This window comes from Starkeya sp. ORNL1, assembly GCF_012971745.1.
Taxonomy (GTDB): Bacteria; Pseudomonadota; Alphaproteobacteria; order Rhizobiales; family Xanthobacteraceae; genus Ancylobacter.
The window spans coordinates 3739613-3755434 of sequence record NZ_CP048834.1 but is presented as its reverse complement, the minus strand read 5'-3'; the positions used below and the strand labels follow the sequence as shown (position 1 = coordinate 3755434).

General features: G+C 68.3%; 16 protein-coding genes. 7 read left to right on the top strand and 9 right to left on the bottom strand.

Translation table 11 applies throughout. The features are described 5' to 3' along the window. The first annotated feature begins 79 nt into the window (after positions 1 to 79). On the top strand, positions 80 to 979 hold the full coding sequence (locus tag G3545_RS17845) for a patatin-like phospholipase family protein (RefSeq protein ID WP_170014615.1): 900 nt from the start codon (positions 80 to 82) through the stop codon (positions 977 to 979). 129 nt (positions 980 to 1108) lie between these two features. Here the strand turns inward: G3545_RS17845 and G3545_RS17840 are convergent, their stop codons facing one another. Next, positions 1109 to 1537 (bottom strand): nucleoside deaminase, encoded by a 429-nt coding sequence (locus tag G3545_RS17840; RefSeq protein ID WP_170014614.1) that lies wholly within the window; start codon positions 1535 to 1537, stop codon positions 1109 to 1111. A gap of 89 nt (positions 1538 to 1626) precedes the next feature. On the opposite strand from G3545_RS17840, the gene G3545_RS17835 reads away from it, so the two are divergent. Together G3545_RS17835 and rsmD are read left to right on the top strand one after the other, a co-directional pair. Further along, the gene (locus tag G3545_RS17835; protein WP_170014613.1) at positions 1627 to 3972 is read left to right on the top strand and encodes a pseudouridine synthase; all 2346 of its coding nucleotides are present in this window, start codon (positions 1627 to 1629) and stop codon (positions 3970 to 3972) included. 10 nt (positions 3973 to 3982) lie between these two features. After that, positions 3983 to 4537, top strand: a complete 555-nt coding sequence (gene rsmD / locus G3545_RS17830) for a 16S rRNA (guanine(966)-N(2))-methyltransferase RsmD (RefSeq protein ID WP_170014612.1) — start codon at positions 3983 to 3985, stop codon at positions 4535 to 4537. Positions 4538 to 4697: 160 nt separating this feature from the next. Here the strand turns inward: rsmD and G3545_RS17825 are convergent, their stop codons facing one another. Continuing rightward, entirely contained in the window at positions 4698 to 5480 is a 783-nt protein-coding gene (locus tag G3545_RS17825) for an alpha/beta hydrolase (RefSeq protein ID WP_170014611.1), read from the bottom strand. Between the two features lie 112 nt (positions 5481 to 5592). On the opposite strand from G3545_RS17825, the gene G3545_RS17820 reads away from it, so the two are divergent. The 3 genes from G3545_RS17820 to G3545_RS17810 all read left to right on the top strand — a co-directional run bounded on the left by G3545_RS17820 (position 5593) and on the right by G3545_RS17810 (position 8239). Beyond that, complete coding sequence (locus tag G3545_RS17820; protein WP_170014610.1) at positions 5593 to 6894, top strand: glycosyltransferase; 1302 nt, start codon at positions 5593 to 5595, stop codon at positions 6892 to 6894. Positions 6895 to 7079: 185 nt separating this feature from the next. Beyond that, positions 7080 to 7604 carry a translation initiation factor IF-3 gene (infC, locus tag G3545_RS17815; RefSeq protein ID WP_170014609.1) on the top strand — a complete coding sequence of 175 codons (525 nt, stop codon included), beginning with the start codon at positions 7080 to 7082 and terminating at the stop codon, positions 7602 to 7604. A 206-nt stretch (positions 7605 to 7810) separates the two neighbouring features. Continuing rightward, positions 7811 to 8239, top strand: a complete 429-nt coding sequence (locus G3545_RS17810) for a VOC family protein (RefSeq protein ID WP_170014608.1) — start codon at positions 7811 to 7813, stop codon at positions 8237 to 8239. 7 nt (positions 8240 to 8246) lie between these two features. On the opposite strand, the gene G3545_RS17805 is transcribed toward G3545_RS17810, so the two are convergent. The 6 genes from G3545_RS17805 to G3545_RS17780 all read right to left on the bottom strand — a co-directional run bounded on the left by G3545_RS17805 (position 8247) and on the right by G3545_RS17780 (position 14183). Next, complete coding sequence (locus G3545_RS17805; protein ID WP_170014607.1) at positions 8247 to 9593, bottom strand: folylpolyglutamate synthase/dihydrofolate synthase family protein; 1347 nt, start codon at positions 9591 to 9593, stop codon at positions 8247 to 8249. Between the two features lie 131 nt (positions 9594 to 9724). Next, positions 9725 to 10669 carry an acetyl-CoA carboxylase, carboxyltransferase subunit beta gene (gene accD / locus G3545_RS17800; RefSeq protein WP_170014606.1) on the bottom strand — a complete coding sequence of 315 codons (945 nt, stop codon included), beginning with the start codon at positions 10667 to 10669 and terminating at the stop codon, positions 9725 to 9727. A gap of 56 nt (positions 10670 to 10725) precedes the next feature. Beyond that, positions 10726 to 11571 carry a tryptophan synthase subunit alpha gene (trpA, locus tag G3545_RS17795; protein ID WP_170014605.1) on the bottom strand — a complete coding sequence of 282 codons (846 nt, stop codon included), beginning with the start codon at positions 11569 to 11571 and terminating at the stop codon, positions 10726 to 10728. Continuing rightward, positions 11568 to 12779: a tryptophan synthase subunit beta gene (gene trpB / locus G3545_RS17790; protein WP_170014604.1), complete on the bottom strand. Its 1212-nt coding sequence runs from the start codon at positions 12777 to 12779 to the stop codon at positions 11568 to 11570. Before trpB ends, trpA begins: the two co-directional genes overlap by 4 nt. Further along, positions 12776 to 13495: a phosphoribosylanthranilate isomerase gene (locus G3545_RS17785; protein WP_170014603.1), complete on the bottom strand. Its 720-nt coding sequence runs from the start codon at positions 13493 to 13495 to the stop codon at positions 12776 to 12778. The genes trpB and G3545_RS17785 overlap by 4 nt, the downstream gene beginning before the upstream one ends. Before the next feature lie 142 nt (positions 13496 to 13637). Beyond that, positions 13638 to 14183, bottom strand: a complete 546-nt coding sequence (locus G3545_RS17780) for a DUF6790 family protein (RefSeq protein ID WP_170014602.1) — start codon at positions 14181 to 14183, stop codon at positions 13638 to 13640. A 193-nt stretch (positions 14184 to 14376) separates the two neighbouring features. Between G3545_RS17780 and G3545_RS17775 the strand changes: the two genes are divergently transcribed. Continuing rightward, positions 14377 to 15306, top strand: coding sequence for a glutaminase (locus G3545_RS17775; protein ID WP_170014601.1), 930 nt, complete (start codon positions 14377 to 14379; stop codon positions 15304 to 15306). Positions 15307 to 15476: 170 nt separating this feature from the next. On the opposite strand, the gene G3545_RS17770 is transcribed toward G3545_RS17775, so the two are convergent. Further along, on the bottom strand, positions 15477 to 15674 hold the full coding sequence (locus tag G3545_RS17770) for a DUF2735 domain-containing protein (protein ID WP_170014600.1): 198 nt from the start codon (positions 15672 to 15674) through the stop codon (positions 15477 to 15479). Between the last annotated feature and the right edge of the window lie 148 nt (positions 15675 to 15822).

The following is a 15822-nucleotide window of genomic DNA, read 5'->3' as shown; positions in this document are numbered from 1 at the left end:
CCTCGCATCGCCGCGTCCGCATACCCAGATAAAGGCCGTCTTCAAACAATTGCCGTGGTGTTCTGGCTAAGGTGCCGCCATGGACGACGTCCCCCATCATGTTCACGAACGCCGCCGGTATCCCCGGCCGCCGGCGCCTGCGCCGACGCCCCCGCGTTCATATCCCAGCGTCGCCATTGCCCTCGGTTCGGGCGGCGCGCGGGGGCTTGCGCACATATTGGTGCTGGAAGCGCTCGACGAACTGGGCGTGCGCCCGACCGCCATTGCCGGCGCCTCGATCGGCTCGCTGGTCGGCGCGGTCTATGCGGCGGGCATGCCGGCGCGTGATCTCCATGCCATGGTGCTGTCGCTGCTGCACAATCGCGGCGAGGTGATGAAGCGCCTGTTCGCCGCCCGGGTCGGGCGCATCGCCGATCTGTTCGGCGGGCTCGGCAATCCGGTGCTGCTCGATGCCGAGCTGTTCGTCGAGGGTTTCCTGCCCGACATCGTGCCCGCGACCTTCGAGGAACTGGCCATCCCGCTCCAGGTGGTGGCGACCGATTATTGGGATCGCGGGGAGGCGGTGTTCGACAGCGGCGCCATCCGTCCGGCGCTCGCCGCCTCCGTCGCCATTCCCGGGCTGATCCGCCCGGTGCCGCATGGCGAGCGCGTGCTGGTCGATGGCGGCGCGGTCAATCCGCTGCCCTTCGACCTCCTGCGCGCCAAGGCCGACATCGTGATCGCGGTCGACATCACCGGCGGCCATGCCGGCGAGACCGGCGGCGTGCCGATGCCGTTCGACGTGATGTTCGGGACATTGCAGATCATGGCGAGCAGCATTGTCGGCGAGAAGCTCAAGGCCGGCGCTCCGGACATCCTCATCCGCCCGAACGTCGACGCCTTCCGCGTGCTCGATTTCTTCCGCGCCACCGCCATCCTCAAGGCCTCCGCGCCAGTGAAGGACGAGGTAAAGCGGCGGATGGAGGCGGTGCTGGGGTGAGACGCAAGCACGAGCATCCTTCGAGGCTCGCTGGCGCTCGCACCTCAGGATGACGTTGTTCTTATCGAGTAAAACACCACACGTCATGCTGAGGTGCTGCCCGTCAGGGCAGCCTCGAAGCACGCAGGCCTACCGCCGCTCCCCGAAGAACCCCCGCAGCAGTTCCGCCGCTTCGCTCTCCCTTATCCCACCATAGATTTCCGGCCGATGGTGGCAGGTGGCTTGCGCGAAGAAGCGCACGCCGCTCTCCACTGCGCCGCCCTTGGGATCGGGCGCGCCATAATAGAGCCGGCGCAGCCGTGCCCAGGCCATCGCCCCGGCGCACATGGTGCACGGCTCCAGCGTGACGTAGAGGTCGCAATCGGAGAGCCGGTCGGTTCCGAGCCTCAAAGCCCCGGCACGGATCACCAGCATCTCGGCATGGGCGGTCGGATCGGCATGTTCGCGGGTGCGGTTGCCATTGGCCGCCAGCACCACTGCGTCCCGCACCAGCACCGCGCCGATCGGCACCTCGCCGCGCGCAGCAGCCTGCCGCGCCTCGTCAAAGGCGAGCCCCATGAAATCCGGCCTTGCACCCTTTTGCGTCAAAGGCTCGCCTCGCCCTTCGGGACGTGTTAGCACCGCGGCCCAAATACGGAACGCTCCCCATGCCCAAAAAGCCCCCGCCCCGCAAGGACCAGAACCGCGTGCCGCGCGCACCGCGCAATCTCGCGCCGGCCGAGCCGCGCGAGGCGGAGCGCGTTGCCAAGGTGGTCGCCCGTGCCGGGCTCGGCTCGCGCCGGGAGATCGAGGAGTGGATCGGGGAGGGGCGTGTCGCGGTAAATGGCGAGGTGCTGGAGACCCCGGCGCGGACGGTGACGGCCGAGGACGTCATCACCGTCGATGGCAAGCCGATCCCGGCCAAGGAGCGCACGCGGCTCTATTTGTACCACAAGCCCAAGGGCGTGGTGACGACCAATTATGACCCGGAAGGCCGCCCGACACTGTTCGAGATCCTGCCCGAAGGCCTGCCGCGGCTGGTCTCGGTCGGCCGGCTCGATCTCAATACCGAAGGGCTGATCCTGCTCACCAATGATGGCGGCCTCGCCCGCATATTGGAGCTGCCGGAGACCGGCTGGCTGCGCCGCTACCGCGTCCGCGCCAAGGGCGACATCACCCAGGACAAGCTCGACGCGCTGATCAAGGGCGTCACCGTGGAGGGCGTGCATTACGGCCCGATCGAGGCGGTGCTCGACCGCGTGCAGGGCTCGAATGTCTGGATGACGCTGGCGCTGCGCGAAGGCAAGAACCGCGAAGTGCGCAATGTGCTGTCCGACCTCGGCCTGCAGGTGAACCGGCTGATCCGGCTCTCCTACGGCCCGTTCCAGCTGGCCGAGATCGCGCAGGGCGCGGTCGAGGAGGTGCGCACCCGCGTGCTCTCCGACCAGATCGGTCCCGAACTCGCCGGCGCGGCCGGCGCCGACTTCACGGGCCCGGTGTTCGACTATGCCGCCGCCGAGGAGGAAGAGCGCCCGGTCCGCCCGAAGGCCAAGGCGCCCGACGGCGAGGATCGCCATCGCCGCCGCCCGATCTCGACCGCGCCGTCCGAGGACAGGACGGTGAGCGCGGGCATATTGAGCGACCGCAAGGGCCGTAAATTCCTGGTGCAGCGCGTGCGTTCCAATGAGCCGGAGCACCCTGCCGAGGAGGAGCGCCCCGCCCGCGCGCCGCGCCGTGAACGCGAAGGCGGCGAGCGCAGCTTCCGCCCGCGCGGCGACCGTCCCGCAGCCGACCGTCCGGCAGGTGATCGCCCGCCGCGTCGCGAGCGTCCCGAGGGCGATCGTCCGTTCCGTGCTCGTCCCGAGGGTGATCGTCCGGCCCGTTCGGGCTCTGGCGAAGATCGCCAGTTCCGTCCGCGAACTGAGCGCCCGGAAGGTGACCGCCCGCCGCGTCGCGAGCGTCCCGAGGGCGATCGTCCGTTCCGCCCGCGCACCGAGCGCCCGGAAGGCGACCGTCCGGCGCGTCCGCGTTCCAGCGAAGACCGTCCGTTCCGCCCGCGCACCGAGCGACCGGAAGGGGACCGCCCGCCGCGCCGCGAACGGCCCGAGGGGGATCGTCCGTTCCGTGCTCGTCCCGAGGGCGATCGTCCCGCGCGTCCGCGTTCCAGCGAGGAGCGTCCGTTTCGTCCGCGCACCGAGCGTCCGGAAGGCGACCGCCCGCCGCGTCGCGAACGGCCCGAGGGGGATCGTCCGTTCCGTCCTCGTCCCGAAGGCGACCGGTCCGCGCGTCCGCGTTCCAGCGAGGAGCGTCCGTTTCGTCCGCGCACCGAGCGTCCGGAAGGCGACCGCCCGCCGCGCCGCGAGCGTCCCGAGGGGGACCGCCCGTTCCGGCCTCGTCCAGAAGGTGATCACTCGCTGCGTCGCGAACGTCCGGAGGGGGACCGTCCGTTCCGTTCGCGCACCGAGCGTCCGGAAGGCGACCGCCCGCCGCGTCGCGAGCGCCCCGAGGGCGAGCGCCCGTTCCGCTCCCGATCCGAAGGTGACCGTCCGTTCCGCCCGCGCACCGAGCGCCCGGAAGGGGATCGTCCGCCGCGTCGTGAGCGTCCCGAGGGAGATCGTCCCTTCCGCCCCCGGTCCGAGCGCCCTCAAGGCGATCGCCCGCCGCGTCACGACCGGCCCGAGGGCGACCGTCCGCCGCGTCGCGATCGCCCGGAAGGCGACAAGCCGTTCCGCCCGCGCACCGAGCGCTCCGGCGGCACGTCAGGCGAGCGACCCTATACCGGGCGCGTGAAGTCCGAACGGCCGCGCACGCCCGGCGGCGGCAAGCCGTTTGGCGGAAAACCTGCTGGCGGCAAGAGCTTTGGCGGCAAGCCGGCCGGCGGGAAGACCTTTGGTGGCAAGCCTGCAGGGGGCAAGCCCACCGGCGGCAAGCCTGCTTTCGACAAGCCGCGCGGGCCCGGCAAACCCGGTGGCTCGCGTCCCGGCGGCCCGCGCGGCCCCAAGCCGCGCGGCTGAGCGATAGGCGATGCGCATCGTCGGCGGGCGCTTCCGCGGGCGGACCTTGAAGTCCCCCGCCTCCAACGCCACCCGTCCGACCACGGACCGGCTGCGCGAGGCGCTGTTCAACGTGCTCGCCCATGCCTATGGCGATCCGGCCGACGGCGCGCGGGTACTGGACCTGTTCGCCGGCACCGGTGCGCTCGGCCTGGAGGCGCTGTCTCGCGGCGCCCGCTTCGCCTTGTTCGTCGAGGAGGCGGCGGAAGCCCGCGGGCTGATCCGCGCCAATGTCGAGGCGCTCGGCGTCGGCGGCGTGACCAGGCTGTTCCGCCGCGACGCCACGCGGCTCGGTCCGGTCGAGACCAATGGTGTTTTCGATCTCGTCTTCTGCGACCCGCCTTACGGCAAAGGTCTCGCAGAGCGGGCGCTCATCGGCGCCCGCGATGGCGGCTGGCTGGCGCCCGGGGCGCTGGTGCTGGTCGAAGAGTCGGTGGAAGCCGCGTTCAAGGCGCCGGACGGCTTCGAGGAAACCGAGCGTCGCCGCTACGACACCACCGAGGTGACGTTCCTGCGTCTCATCTGACAACATGTCGTCATCCCGGAACGACCCTAGGCCGCATCCGGGATCGCGCAAACGCTCTTCACCGGCACGCGATCCCGGCTCTTCGCCGAGCCTGTGCTCGGGCTTGCGAAAGGCAAGACCCGTGGGCTACGGCCGGGATGACGTCGTGAGGAGGGAGGAATTAGTGCCCTCCCACTTCCTCCACGGCCGCGACCAGCCGTTCCAGATCCTCCGGGCGCGACAGGCGGTGGTCGCCGTCCTTGATCAGCGTCAGCACCACATCATCCTCGGCGAGGCAGGAGGACAGCCGCACCGCGTGCTGCCACGGCACGTCCGGATCGGCGACGCCCTGGAGGATGCGCACCGGACAGCCCACCGCGAACGGCGTACCGAGCACGAGGTTGGCCCGTCCATCCTCGATCAGGCCGCGGGTGACCGGCTGCGGCGGGCCATATTGCGAGTGGCGATACCAAACCCCCTCGGTGAGGATGGTGTTGCGGACATCCTCGGGCATTGCCTTCCACATCAGCTCTTCGGTGAAGTCCGGCGCCGGGGCGATCAGCACCAGCGCAGCAAGGCGCTTGCTTTTCTTTCGCTTTGCCAGCGCCTTCGCCATCAGCAGCGAGATCCAGCCGCCCATCGAGGAGCCGACCACGATCTGCGGGCCCTTGGTGAAGGCCTCGAGCACCGCCAGCGCTTCCTCGGCCCAGCGCGAGATGGTGCCGTCTTCGAAACGCGCCCCGCTCTCGCCATGGCCGGAATAATCGAAGCGCACCACTTGGCGTCCTGCCCTCACGCCCCACTCGGCCAGCGCTTCCGCCTTGGTACCGCGCATGTCGGAGAGGAAGCCGCCGCACCACAGCACGCCGGGCTTGCGCACCGTCGAGACGCCCTCGGTGACGCGCACCGCGATCCGGCGCTCATCCGCGCCAACGGTCAGGAATTGCGGGGAGGCGTCTGTCATCCTAGCGTTGTCTCCGTCTACTTCGGGTGATTCGCGTTCCTCGCGCGCGCCAGACCGCGCGCTGTTGCGTCCAGTACAGGGTCATGACCCGGGCGAACAGGCAGCGTCGCAAATGAATGCGTCATTTCCTCCCACGGCCGGCAGCGCCATCTCATCCGCGGAGCATCCGCTCCACGGCATGCTCAAGGGCCGCGTCATCCTGCAAGTGGTGCCGGATCTCGACCTCGCATCCGGTGTCGAGGACGATGTGCTCGATGTCGCCGGCGCGCTGGTCGCGGTCGGCGCCCGCGCCATCATTGCCGGTCCCGCCGGCACGCTGGTCGGCGAACTGCAGGCGCGCGGCGCCGAATGGCTGCATCTGCCGACCGAGGATGCCGGCATCGGCCGCACTCTGGCGAATGTGCGCCGCTTGCGGAACATCGTCCGCACCGAGCGGGTCGCCCTGGTGCATGCGCGCTCGCGCGCCCCGGCCTGGAGCGCCTGGCTTGCCACCCACGGCCCCTTCAATCGCAATCGCGGCGTGCCGCTGGTCACCACCTATTCCGGTCCCTATTCGGAGCAGGGCCGCCTGTCGCGCGCCTATAATGGCATCATGGCGAAGGGCGAGGCGGTGATCGCCTCCTCGCAATTCGCCGCGACGCTGCTCGCGCGCCGTCATCCGGAGGCGGCTGAGCGCATCTGCGTGGTGCCGCGTGGCGTCGCGCCGGAGGAGTTCGATCCCGAGGCCGTGCCGCTGCTGCGCATCGCCCGCCAGCGCCATGCCTGGGACGTGCGGGCGGAGGAGCGCATCGTGCTGCTGCCCGGCCGCCTCACACCGTGGAAGGGCCATCTGGTGCTGATCGAGGCGTTCCGGCGACTTGTCGTCCGGCTCGACGAACTCGGCGCGGCGCCGGTGCGGCTGGTGATGGCCGGCGAGGCCAAGCCGGGTGCACACTATCTCCAGCACCTGGCCCGCCGGCTGGAGGCGGTGGGCCTTGCCGAGCAGGCGGTGGTCACCGAGGCGCCTGAGCATTGGCCGGCGGCCTTGATGGCGGCGGACGTGGTGGTGATGCCCTCCACCGAACCGGAAGCCTTTGCCCGCTCCGCGCTGGAGGTGCTGGCGCTGGGCCGGCCGCTGGTGGTGAGCGACCATGGCGCGCTGCGCGAGGTGGTGCGGGTGCCGCCCGAGGCGGCGACCGGCTGGCGCGTGCCGCCCGGCGATCCCGCCGAGCTCGCCCGCGCGCTGCACCAGGCGTTGGAGCGAAGCCCGGAGGAGCGCGAGGCCATGGCGCGGCGTGCGCGGCGCGATGTCGAATTGCGGTTCTCGCGCCGGCAAGAGGTGGCGGCGACGCTCTCGGCCTATGCCCGAGCGGTCACCGGCACCGCCCCGGCCGGGGTTCCGGCGGTGGCCCGCATCCAGATTCTGGATGGCTGACGATCTGGCCAGTTGACAATCTGACGACGATTGGGCAGCGCGCCGTTGACTTCCGATGAGTTTATCACGATGTTCTGCAACCGTTTCACGCGCGCACGATCCCGCGCCCGCCACCGGTCCCGCCCGAGGGTGCCCCGTGAAACGAACCCGAAACGTCAGAGGAGAAGACCGCCATTCGACGCCCTATGAGATCCGTCGCGCCGGAGAAGGAAGGCCCGCGCGTCAACGAAGATATCCGCATCCGTGAAGTCCAGCTCATCGACCAGGACGGCCAGAATCTCGGCGTCGTCCCGACGCGAGATGCCATCCTGCGTGCCCAGGAAGCTGGCCTCGACCTCGTCGAGATTGCCCCGAATTCCGCGCCGCCTGTCTGCAAGATCCTCGATTATGGCCGGTTCAAGTACCAGAACCAAAAGAAGGCCAATGAGGCGCGCAAGAAGCAGCACGTCGTCGAGATCAAGGAAATCAAGCTGCGTCCCGGCATCGACTCGCACGATTACGACGTGAAGATGAAGTCGATCCACCGCTTCTTCGAGGAAGGCGACAAGGTGAAGGTCACCCTGCGCTTCCGCGGCCGCGAGATGGCGCATCAAGAGCTCGGCTTCAAGCTGCTGAACAAGGTGCGCGATGAGCTGACCACCATCGCCAAGGTCGAATCCGAGCCGCAGCTCGAAGGCCGGCAGATGGTCATGGTGCTGGCGCCGCGCTGATTTTTCATGCCGTCGTGAACGGGGTTCCCGCTCACGACGGCCGGAAATTCCGCTAGAGCATTTCCCGATCAGATGGAATCATCTGACCGAAGAGGAATTGCTCCAGCTTATTGAATCTAGAGCACTCATCTGTCGTTCGGACGTTTCCATCCGAACGGAAAGGGCTCTAGGCTGGTGGACGCGTCGAAATCCTCTGGGGGAGTGGCATGCGTTCGAACCGGTCCATGCCCGGCGGCACGGTGATCCCGGAGCTTGCCTATCCCGAAGTCGCCGAGGCCGCTGTATGGCTGTGCGAAGCGTTCGGCTTCACGGTGCGCCTTGCCATTGCCGATCATCGCATCCAGCTCAATGTCGGCGACGGCGCCGTCGTCCTCACCAGGCTTGCGAACGATGTGTCGCTTGAGGCGGTGGTGAGTGGCCACGCCGTCATGGTGCGGGTCGAGGATACTGACGCCCATCACGCGCGCGCCCGACAGGCCGGCGCGGTGATCATCGGTCCGCCAGCGGATTTCCCTTATGGCGAGCGGCAATACACCGTTGCGGATCTGGTCGGCCGCCGCTGGACCTTCTCCCAATCCATCGCCGACGTCGCGCCGGAAGAATGGGGCGGCATGTCCGGCGAGTTCTGGGGCTGAAGCCCGGCTACTCCAGCGTATTCCCGTTTTCTGCCAGCACGGCGCCCGCCAGGTACAGCGAGCCCGCAATCAGCACGCGCGGCGGCGGGGCCACCGGGTAATCCCTGAGCCCATCCAGCGCCTCGCCGACGCTGGCCGCCGTGGAGGCGGCAAGGCCCTGCGCGGCGCCGGCGGCGGCAACTGTCTCCGGCGGCTGGCCCTTGTGCTCGCCCGGCACCGGCACCGCGATCAGCTCGCGCGCCAGCCCGGCGAAGGGTGCGAGGAAAGCCCCGGCGTCCTTGGTGCCGAGCATGCCGACGATCAGCACCAGCGGGCGCGGCGCGCGCTCCTCGATATCGGCGAGCGCGGCGGCGAGCGCCTGCCCGCCGGCCGCATTGTGCCCGCCATCGAGCCAGACATCGGCGCCTTCAGGGGCTCGCGCCACCAGCGTGCCGTGGCCGAGCCGCTGCAGCCGCGCGGGCCATTCCGCCGCGCGTACCCCTTCCTCGAAAGCACGGACCGGCAGTTTCAATCCCGCCATCCGCAGTGCCGCGACCGCGAGGCCGGCATTCTCGATCTGGTGCGGGCCGATCAGGCGCGGGCGCGGCAGATCGAGCAGGCCGTTCTCGTCGGCGACGATCAGCCGGCCGCCTTCCTCATGCGCCTGGAACTGCTCGCCCATGATGGTGAGCGACGCACCGACGCGCGCCGCTTGTCGCTCGATGGCACGCAAGGCCTCGCGGGGTTGCCGGCCGAGCACGGCCGGCACGCCGCGCTTCAGGATGCCGGCCTTCTCGACGGCGATGGCGGCGATTGTGTCACCGAGAAATTCGACATGGTCGATCGAGACCGGGGTGATGACGGTGGTGAGCGGCCGCTCGATCACATTGGTGGCGTCGAGCCGCCCGCCGAGGCCGACCTCCAGCAGCAGCACGTCCGCCGGCTCCTCGGCGAACAGCAGGAAGGCCGCGGCCGTGGTGATCTCGAAGAAGGTGATCGGCGCGCCGTCATTGGCTTTCTCGACGCGGTCGAGCGCTTCCGCCAGGCGCGGCTCGTCGACCAGCCGCCCGGCGAGGCGGATGCGCTCATTGAAGCGCACCAGATGCGGGGAGGTGTAGACGTGGACGCGCTTGCCGGCGGCTTCCAGCACCGCGCGCATGAAGGCGACGGTCGAGCCCTTGCCATTGGTGCCGGCGACATGGATCACCGGCGGCACGCGGCGTTCGGGATGGTCGAGCCGCTCCAGCAGCCGCCACATCCGATCGAGCGAGAGGTCGATCAGCTTCGGATGCAGCGCCAGCAGGCGCTCCAGTATGATGTCCGTGGTCCGCGGCTCGCCTGAGCCGGACGGGCCGGATGCGGCCGGCACGGCCATGCGCTGATCCCCTGCAAGTTAGAGCACCATCTTATCGCGGATGATTCTATCCGCGATAAGATGGTGCTCTAGATTCAATGAGCTGGAGCATGTTCTCATCGCAAAAGTCTCCAACTTTTGCGGAACATCCTCTACTGCGCGGCCACGGCGGCCGGTGCCGGGAGCGCGGCCGTCTCGGGCACGACCGGCTCGGTATGCGGCGTCTCGGTGGTGACGACCGCCGGCTGCGGCACGCGCATCAGCAGGCGGCAAAGCCGTGCCAGCGTGGCGCGCATGTCGTGGCGGTGCACCACCATGTCGACCATGCCGTGGTCGCGCAGATATTCGGCGCGCTGGAAGCCCTCGGGCAGCTTCTCGCGGATGGTCTGCTCGATGACGCGCGGGCCGGCAAAGCCGATCAGCGCGCCCGGCTCGGCGATCTGGATGTCGCCCAGCATGGCGTAGGAGGCCGTGATGCCGCCGGTGGTCGGGTTGGTGAGAACGACAATATAAGGAAGTTTCGCCTCGCGCAGTTCCTGCACCGCGCAGGTGGTGCGCGGCATCTGCATCAGCGAGAGGATGCCTTCCTGCATGCGCATCCCGCCGCCGCACGCGAAGATGATGAAGGGCGTGCCGCGCGAGGCGGCGGTCTCGAGCCCGGTGACGACGGCCTCGCCGGCCGCCATGCCGAGCGAGCCGCCCATGAAGCCGAAATCCTGCACCGCGACGGTCACCGCGAGGCCGTCGAGCTTGCCATAGCCGACCTTCACCGCGTCCTGCGCGCCGGTCTTGGCGCGTGCGTCCTTCAGCCGGTCGACATAGCGCTTTTCATCGCGGAATTTCAGCGGATCGGCGGCCACCGAAGGCAGCGCGACGTCGTACCATTTGCCGCCGTCGAAGACCGAGCGTAGCCGCGCCATCGGCTCCATGCGCATGTGATAGCCGGAACCCGGTATCACATGGAGATTGGCTTCGAGATCCTTGTGGAACACCATCTGCCCGGTCTCCGGGCATTTCACCCAGAGATTTTCCGGCACTTCCCGGCGGTTCAGGAAGCTGTTGATCTTCGGGCGGACGACGTTGGAGATCCAGTTCAAGGCAGTGCTCCCGGCCGGACGCGCCGCTCGCGCGCCCGCCTCATTTAGTCCTGCCGCTACTCCGCGGCAACCTTGCGGGCGTCGGCAACCGCATCGGCCAGCGAGCGCACCAGCGTGGTGACGCACGGCACCGACAACTCGGTCGCCCGGCCCTCTTCGTCGAGGCTGGCGCGCATCACGTCGATCAGGGCCGAGCCGACCACCACGCCGTCCGCATTCTGCGCGATCGCCGCGGCCTGGGCCGGGGTCCTCACGCCGAAGCCGACCGCAACCGGCAGCGGCGTGTGACGCTTGATGCGGGCGACGGCGGCGGCCACGAGGTCCGGCTGCGGGGTCGCCGCGCCGGTGATACCGGTGATCGAGACGTAATAGACAAAGCCCGCCGTGTTCGCGAGCACCGCCGGCAGGCGCTTGTCGTCGGTGGTCGGGGTGGCGAGGCGGATGAAGGCGAGCCCGGCGTCCAGCGCCGGCAGGCACAATTCGGTGTCTTCTTCCGGCGGCAGGTCGACGACGATCAGCCCGTCGACCCCGGCCTCGCGGGCGTCGACGAGGAAGCGATCGACGCCATAGATGTAGATCGGATTGTAATAGCCCATCAGCACGATGGGCGTGGCGTCGTCTTCCTCGCGGAAGGCGCGCACCATGGCCAGTGTCTTCGCCAGCGTCTGGCCCGCCTTCAGCGCGCGCAAGCCTGCCGCCTGGATCGCCGGACCGTCAGCCATCGGGTCGGTGAACGGCACGCCGAGCTCGATGACGTCGGCTCCGGCCGCCGGCAGCGCCCGCAGCAGTTCGAGCGAGGTGTCGTAGTCGGGATCGCCGGCGGTGGTGAAGGTGACCAGCGCGGCGCGGCCCTGGTCGGCGCAGGCGCGGAAGCGGGCGTCGAGGCGAGTGGTGGTGGTCATGCACGGCTCCCGAGGATTTCGGCGACCTGGGGAATGTCCTTGTCGCCGCGCCCGGAGAGCGAGACCACCATCACATGGTCCTTCGGCAGCGTTGGGGCGATCTCCATCACCTTGGCGATGGCATGCGCCGGCTCCAGCGCCGGGATGATGCCCTCGAGCCGGGACAGCAACTGGAAGGCGGCGAGCGCCTCCTCGTCGGTCGCGGAGATGTAGTTCACCCGGCCGATATCGTGCAGCCAGGAGTGCTCCGGCCCGATGCCTGGATAGTCGAGGCCGGCCGAGATGGAATGCGCCTCGGCGATCTGGCCGTCATCGTCCATTAGCAAATAGGTGCGGTTGCCGTGCAGCACGCCCGGGCGACCGCCGGTCAGCGAGGCGGCGTGGAGGCCCGAGGAAATGCCATGCCCGGCCGCCTCGACGCCGTAGATCGCCACTTCCGGATCGTCGAGGAAGGGGTGGAACAGCCCCATGGCATTGGAGCCGCCGCCGATGCAGGCGATCAGGCTGTCAGGGAGCCGGCCTTCGGCTTCCAGTATCTGCAGGCGGGTCTCGTTGCCGATCACCGACTGGAAGTCGCGCACCATGCCCGGATAGGGATGCGGGCCGGCCACCGTGCCGATGCAGTAGAAGGTCGAATGGACATTGGTGACCCAGTCGCGGAGCGCCTCGTTCATGGCGTCCTTGAGGGTCTTGGAGCCCGACTGCACCGGCACCACGGTGGCGCCGAGCATCTGCATGCGGAACACGTTCGGCGCCTGCCGGGCGACGTCGACCGCGCCCATATAGACCACGCATTCGAGGCCGTAGCGCGCGCAGAGCGTCGCGGTGGCGACGCCGTGCTGGCCGGCGCCGGTCTCGGCGATGATCCGCTGCTTGCCCATGCGGCGGGCGAGCAGGATCTGGCCGAGCACATTGTTCACCTTGTGCGAGCCGGTGTGGTTCAGCTCCTCGCGCTTCAGATAGATGCGCGCGCCACCGAGATGCTCGGTCAGCCGCTCGGCGAAATAGAGCGGGCTGGGGCGGCCGACATAATGCTTCAGCCCGGCGTCCATCTCCGCCTTGTAGGCCGGGTCCGCCTTGGCTTCCTTGTAGGCGGCCTCCAGGTCGAGGATCAGCGGCATCAGCGTCTCGGCGACGAAGCGTCCGCCGAAAATGCCGAAATGCCCGCTCTCGTCGGGGCCGGTGCGGAAGGAATTCGGTGCGTTCACGAATGGGCACTCATCTCTTTGGCCGAAGCCTCGGCAGGGTCGGTTTCGCGGCGAGCCTCACAGATGGCGGCCCGCGCGGCTTGAATGAAGGCGACGATCCGTGCCGGATCCTTCACGCCGGGCGCGCTCTCCACACCCGACGATACGTCGACCGCCCGCGCCCGCGTCAGCCTGATGGCCTCGCCGACATTCTCAGGGGTCAGGCCGCCTGAGAGCATGAAGGGCTTGGCGAGGTCAAGCGGAGCATCGGAGTTCGCGATCAGGTTCCAGTCGAACACCAGGCCATTGCCACCGGGATGCCTGGCGCCGGCCGGCGCCTTGGCATCGAGCAGCAGCCGGTCGGCAACCGGGGCATAGAGCGGCACGCGGGCGATGTCTGCCGGCCCGGCAACACCGATCGCCTTCATCACCGGAATGCCGAAGCGCGCGCGGATCTGCGCGACGCGCTCCGGGCTCTCCTCGCCATGGAGCTGGAACACGTCCGGCTTGACCTCACGCGCGATGGCTTCGAGGAGGGCGTCGTCGGCATCGACGCTCAAGGCCGCAACGCCGGCCTTGCCGCGCGCATGCTCCGTCAGCGCCGCGCCGGTGGCGAGATCGATATTGCGCGGGCTCTTCGGGAAGAAGACCACGCCGACCAAATCCGCACCCGCCCCGAGCGCGGCATCGAGCGCGTCGAAGGTCTTCAGGCCGCAGATCTTGATCTCGATGGCCACCTTAGCCGTCTCCTCGGAAAACGCGACCTAGCACGAATTTGGGGCAGGAAGCGAGCAGGCACGTGCCTCGGCGCCCCGGACCCATGGCCGGCGCGAGCCGGCCGCGCCGCACCCAGGCCGAACCTCTCGCGCCGCCTCGCCGTCACCCGTTCGCCAGCTGCCTGCCGGTCGCCGCGCGTGTGGAACGGTGCTGCAGCCACAACAGCAGGAAGCCGAAGAGCGGGATGACGATGTCCATATAGAAGATGACGCCGGCATTGCCCGGCGCGAAATTGTGTTCCGTCACCATCTGGTACACATGCCCCGCCGCGGCGCCCAGCGTGAACACGCTCGGACCGAGGATGGCGGCAAGGCGCAGATCGAAGCTTCGGAACGCCGCGAGGAAGCCGACGACGGCAAAGCCAAGGCTTGCCGTCCCTACTTCGAGCTGGAACGGGCTATCGGCCCAGCCGATGAAGGCGGCCGACATCTTCCCGAAGAACGCATGCATGACGAAATTGTAGAAATTCCCGACGCCGATGACCCAGAACACGTGCCAGGCAAGCAGCTTTTCGATGATGAGCGGCGTGCCGACCGGTTTTTCTGCCCGGGCGATGGCGGCGAGCGCGAACAGCAGGCCGATGACCAGGAAGGTGAACGAATAATTCGATACGATGAAGACGATCGCGGCCTCGATGACGCTTCTCATGTTCGTCCCCGTTCGGGTTGTCCCGGCGCTGTCCTGATGCTGAATATAGTACCATTGAATGTGAGCGCCGTGATCAGCCAGAAACGTTGCGGTCTCCACGCGGGCAGGCGCGACCCGGCGACCGCTCAACAAAGCGACGGGCGCATGGCAGTGTGCCAGCATCCCACCTCATCCCTGCTACGTGAGTGAGCCCGTGCCCGATCTCGACCTTGTCGTGAAGGAAATCGCCGAGGAGATGCGCCAGCGTCCCGACCGCGGCGAGGTCGCGACCTATATTCCCGAATTGGCGCGGGCCGATGCCAATGCCTTCGGTCTCGCAGTCATCGATGCCGACGGCAATGTCGCGCTGGGCGGTGACGCCGAGACGCCGTTCTCGATCCAGAGCATCTCCAAGGTCTTCACCCTGACGCTGGCGCTCGGCAAGGCCGGCGACCGGCTATGGCAGCGGGTCGGCCGCGAGCCGTCCGGCAGCGCCTTCAACTCCATCATCCAGCTGGAGTATGAGCACGGCATCCCGCGCAACCCGTTCATCAATGCCGGCGCCATCGCGGTGACCGACCTGATCCTGTCGGGCCACCAGCCGCGCGAGGCGCTGGGCGAGATATTGCGCTTCCTGCAGTTCCTCGCCGATGACGAGACCATCGCGATCGACGAGGCGGTGGCCGCCTCCGAGCGCCGTACCGGCTTCCGCAATGCGGCGCTGGCCAATTACATGAAGTCGTTCGGCGTGCTGGAAAACCCCGTGGACTTCACGCTCGGCGTCTATTTCCACCATTGCGCCATCGCCATGTCGTGCCGGCAGCTCGCCATGGCCGGACGTTTCCTCGCCCATCAGGGCCGCAACCCCACCACCGGGCGCTCCGTCGTCGTTCCGGAGCGGGCCCGGCGCATCAATGCGGTGATGCTCACCTGCGGCCATTATGACGGCTCCGGAGAGTTCGCCTACCGGGTCGGCCTGCCGGGCAAGAGCGGGGTGGGCGGGGGCATATTGGCGATCGCGCCGGGCAAGGCGTCGATCGCGGTGTGGTCGCCGGGGCTGGACGCCTCAGGCAATTCCCATCTCGGCCGCATCGCACTCGAAGCGCTGACAAAACGGCTGGGCTGGTCGATTTTCGGTGCTTAGGTAATGGGCCGCGTGATTCGGCATGCATCGCAATTGTACATATTTTCGGCACATCGCTGCGGCGCACCGCAAAAGCAAAGAGGGCCGGGCTGTGGGCGCCGGCCCTCTCATTTATGCATGGCTGTGCTGCAGGCGTCCGTTTTGCGAATCATCGGGCAGCTGCGCGCGAACTAGCGCTTGGTCGGACGCTCGGCGTCCCGCACGGCCTCTTCATGATACCAGCTGCCGCCGAATGCAGCGTCGGCAAAGCGCGGCGCGACAGGCGCGGCAGCGCTCTTGGGGTCTTCGCGACGGCTGATGAGGCCGGCCCGGCCACCCTTGGGGAATTCGTAAATCTTGGCGCTGCCGCCATAGGAAGTCATAGTCATCGTCTGTATCTCCGTTGAATGCTGCGCGTTCACGCGTCAGCCCTTAACGTCGATATAGCACGTTTTGCTCCCGCTTTGCGCAGATTGCCTCATTTAAAATCACATGCTGCCTACAATATCAGCATGTCTCTCCATGCTTCTTTGGCTA

Bases quoted from the DNA above. Each gene is read 5' to 3' on its own strand.
- G3545_RS17820 (WP_170014610.1), top strand. From the start codon at position 5,593: ATGAATGCGTCATTTCCTCCCACGGCCGGCAGCGCCATCTCATCCGCG.
- G3545_RS17780 (WP_170014602.1), bottom strand. From the start codon at position 14,183: ATGAGAAGCGTCATCGAGGCCGCGATCGTCTTCATCGTATCGAATTAT.
- G3545_RS17805 (WP_170014607.1), bottom strand. From the start codon at position 9,593: ATGGCCGTGCCGGCCGCATCCGGCCCGTCCGGCTCAGGCGAGCCGCGG.
- G3545_RS17810 (WP_170014608.1), top strand. From the start codon at position 7,811: ATGCGTTCGAACCGGTCCATGCCCGGCGGCACGGTGATCCCGGAGCTT.
- infC (WP_170014609.1), top strand. From the start codon at position 7,080: ATGAGATCCGTCGCGCCGGAGAAGGAAGGCCCGCGCGTCAACGAAGAT.
- rsmD (WP_170014612.1), top strand. From the start codon at position 3,983: ATGCGCATCGTCGGCGGGCGCTTCCGCGGGCGGACCTTGAAGTCCCCC.
- G3545_RS17770 (WP_170014600.1), bottom strand. From the start codon at position 15,674: ATGACTATGACTTCCTATGGCGGCAGCGCCAAGATTTACGAATTCCCC.
- G3545_RS17845 (WP_170014615.1), top strand. From the start codon at position 80: ATGGACGACGTCCCCCATCATGTTCACGAACGCCGCCGGTATCCCCGG.
- G3545_RS17835 (WP_170014613.1), top strand. From the start codon at position 1,627: ATGCCCAAAAAGCCCCCGCCCCGCAAGGACCAGAACCGCGTGCCGCGC.
- trpA (WP_170014605.1), bottom strand. From the start codon at position 11,571: ATGACCACCACCACTCGCCTCGACGCCCGCTTCCGCGCCTGCGCCGAC.
- G3545_RS17825 (WP_170014611.1), bottom strand. From the start codon at position 5,480: ATGACAGACGCCTCCCCGCAATTCCTGACCGTTGGCGCGGATGAGCGC.
- G3545_RS17840 (WP_170014614.1), bottom strand. From the start codon at position 1,537: ATGGGGCTCGCCTTTGACGAGGCGCGGCAGGCTGCTGCGCGCGGCGAG.